This window comes from Kribbella sp. (assembly GCF_035687465.1).
Classification (GTDB): Bacteria; Actinomycetota; Actinomycetes; order Propionibacteriales; family Kribbellaceae; genus Kribbella.
Map to the genome: position 1 here is coordinate 1 of NZ_DASRXP010000180.1, position 2,983 is coordinate 2,983.

General features: G+C 65.5%; 3 protein-coding genes and 1 pseudogene. 1 reads left to right on the forward strand and 3 read right to left on the reverse strand.

The window, feature by feature from the left end:
* Window positions 1-504, forward strand: a pseudogene (locus tag VFG33_RS09135) (MFS transporter); the annotation flags it as partial.
* Between the two features lie 3 nt (window positions 505-507).
* Here the strand turns inward: VFG33_RS09135 and VFG33_RS09140 are convergent.
* The 3 genes from VFG33_RS09140 to VFG33_RS09150 form a co-directional block, all read right to left on the reverse strand.
* Complete coding sequence (locus VFG33_RS09140; protein WP_325024441.1) at window positions 508-1,272, reverse strand: isocitrate lyase/PEP mutase family protein; 765 nt, start codon at window positions 1,270-1,272, stop codon at window positions 508-510.
* A 128-nt stretch (window positions 1,273-1,400) separates the two neighbouring features.
* Window positions 1,401-1,967 (reverse strand): TIGR03086 family metal-binding protein, encoded by a 567-nt coding sequence (locus VFG33_RS09145; RefSeq protein WP_325024443.1) that lies wholly within the window; start codon window positions 1,965-1,967, stop codon window positions 1,401-1,403.
* A 70-nt stretch (window positions 1,968-2,037) separates the two neighbouring features.
* Window positions 2,038-2,983, reverse strand: a 946-nt coding sequence (locus VFG33_RS09150; protein WP_325024445.1) for a helix-turn-helix transcriptional regulator, incomplete at its 5' end; no start/stop codon positions are given.

Consider the following 2,983-nt stretch of genomic DNA (forward strand, 5'->3'; position numbering starts at 1 on the left):
GTCGGCTGCTGGGTGACCCTCGGCCCGGTCATCGCCAACCAGACGTTCGGACGGGCCGGCTGGGCACTCTCGAACGCAGCCTTGGGCCTCGGCTTCCTCGCTGGAGGGTTGCTCGTTCTCAGGGTGAAACCACGCCACCCAGTACGGTTCGGCCTGCTCGGAGTCCAACTGATGGTGCCGGCCCTGCTCTGCCTCGCACTTGCTCCGCGGCTACTCCTGGTGGTTGTAGCCGCGCTCGGCGTCGGCCTCGGCTTCCAAGCGATCAGCGTCGGTGTAGACACCGCACTCGGTCAGCACATCCCGCTCAACAAGCTGTCACGCATCGCGTCGTATGTCATGCTCGCCTCCTACTTGGCGATGCCACTCGCCCAAGTGACCGTAGGCTCCCTCGCCGCCGCCACCAGCCCCCGCACCGTCGAGATCACCGCAGCCGCCGCCTTCACAACAATCCTGCTACTCGCCCTTTGCGTCCCCACGGTCCGCAACCTCCACCGCCTCAACTGACGCTCAGTTGGACAACAGCTCCTGGACAGCGGTTTTCAGATCGGCCATCGCTGTGCGGTAGAAGCGGGGACCATAAGACACTCGCGCTACCCCCAGTTCGCGGAGCGTGGCCAGACTCAGATCATCACTGGTGTTGCCGTTAATTGGGCCGGGTAGTTCGGTGACAAGGGTGGCGAGGTCGCGCTGGTGGCGCACGCCGATCGGGTAGATACAGTCGGCGCCGGCGTCCCGGTAGAGACGACCCCGTCGTACCGCTTCTGCGAGCCGGTCCGACTCAGGTATTCTGCTCGTGGGTAGGAAGGCGTCGACGCGAGCGTTGATGACGATCGGTACTTCGGCATCGGCTGCAGCGGAGCGGACACTTGCGAGCCATTGGGCGTGCGCACCGGCCTCGACCAGGCCACCCGCCCGATGGTCGGTGTCCTCCAAGTTGCAGCCGACCGCGCCGATCTCCAGCAACCGGTCCACCAGTTCACGCGGCTCCATGCCGTACCCCGCCTCGGCATCCACTGTGACGGGGACCGAGACCACCCGGACGACCCGCCCGGCCGCGGCGAACATCTCCTGCCATGGCGCACCCTCCCCGTCGGGATATCCGAGCATCGCCGAGATAGCAGCGCTGGCAGTGGCGACCACAGGAAACCCCGCCTCGGCCACGATCGTCGCGCTGGCCGCGTCCCACGCGTTGGGCAGCACGAGCATCTCTTCGCCGTGCAGCTCGCGGAGCCTATCGGCGCGAGCCTTGAGATCCGTCACCTCAGCGGCCATCGGTCTCCTCCACGTCAACGCAGTTGCGCGTCATCAGATCATGGGCATTCATCACGGGCTCCCTGACATGTTGGCTCTTCTCTTCTACAGTCCCTCTCAAGTGGTTAGACACCGCAAGTGCCGGAAAGTCATCGATTGCGGCCCAGGATGAAGGCCAGTTGTTGAGTTGAGCCACTGCCCTCGGCGGGAGCCACGGACGCTCCGTACATCCGTGACCGGGTGCCTGCAGGGATGACACTGTCGACGTGAGGTAGTACCGCGGCTGCGAGTCCTCCTGGGGCTTCCTCGGGCTGGCCTGTCGCGACGGCCAGATCCCAGCCGTGCACCAGCGTCTCGATCGTGAACCCGCGGACGGCGTCCTGTGCTGAGCAGCGCCCCCACGGCGCAGTCATTTCAGTGGCTGCGCCGACGTCTGCCCATGAGGCCTTGATCAGTTTGCTCAGCATCAGGTAGCGATCTGCGAGATCTGCGTCAACAACATCCACAACCACATGGGGAATGTCTCTGGTCGACCGTTGCTGTGCCGTACCGAGGGATCGTTCCGCTGTCCCGATCAAATGACCGATCAGCGCCCGGACGTCGTAGTCGCCGCAGGGCGTCGAGCGTTCCAGCGACTGCATCGGGGTGGCCGAGATCAGCTGCCCTACCCAATCGAGCGCACCGCCGTAAACCTGAACTTCAGATGTCCAATCCACCGCGCGAGCCTCGCACACGCCACCGACCGTTTCCGGCCGACCGGACGGGCCTATCGCGGACGACGGAAGCTCAGCCTTGCTGGAATCGTTGTGCCGCACGGTGGTATCGATCGCCAAGCATCCGGAACGCAGCCGCCAACTCGGGTGCATCCAGTACTTCGAAGTCGACGTCCAACATCCCTATCCACAGAGCTAGCTGGTGTGGCGTGTCCGAGCCGACCGTGATGAGGCAGGTCTCGTCATCGATCGGCTCGGGCGTGATCGGTATCGGCATACGAGCAATCACGTACTCCGTCGACGCGTGCACCCGGATCCGCGCGGAGTAGTGCCAAACCGCGGTACTGACCTTCGACCGCACGTAGTCCGCGACATCGTCGAAGGGGAGCTCCCGAGGCGCGAAGCGCGGCCCGGCCGGCGTACGAGGTGTCATCCTGTCCACCCGAAACGTCCTCCAGTCCCCCCGATCGTTGTCCCAGGCAACCAGGTACCACCGCCGTCCGCAGGTCACCAGCCGATGCGGTTCCGTAGTACGGACACTCTCTGAGCCAGCCCGACTCGAGTAGTCGAAGCGGAGTCGTTCGCGAGCCCGGATCGCGGTCGCGACCGCCGTCAGCACCTCGCCGTCGACGGTCGGCCCGGACCCAGGTACGGCGACCACAGCCGCCTGCATCGCGTTCACCCGATGCCGCAGTCGCGACGGCAACACCTGCTCAAGCTTCACGAGCGCCCCGACCGAGGCTTCCTCGATGCCGGTCACGCTCCCGCCGGCCGCAGTACGGAGGCCAACCGCAACAGCCACCGCCTCGTCGTCATCCAGCAACAACGGCGGCAGCGCAGCGCCCGCGCCCAGCCGATACCCGCCCGCAACGCCCGGCTGAGCGTGCACCGGATACCCGAGCGTCCGCAGCCGCTCGATGTCGGTCCTTAACGTCCGCGTGGAGATACCAAGTCGCGCGGCCAAGTCGGGCCCAGTCCAGTCCCGCTGCTTCTGAAGCAACGAAAGGAGTCTCAAGAGT

Coding starts and splice junctions, on each gene's coding strand:
- VFG33_RS09140 (WP_325024441.1), bottom strand. CDS start 1,272: ATGGCCGCTGAGGTGACGGATCTCAAGGCTCGCGCCGATAGGCTCCGC.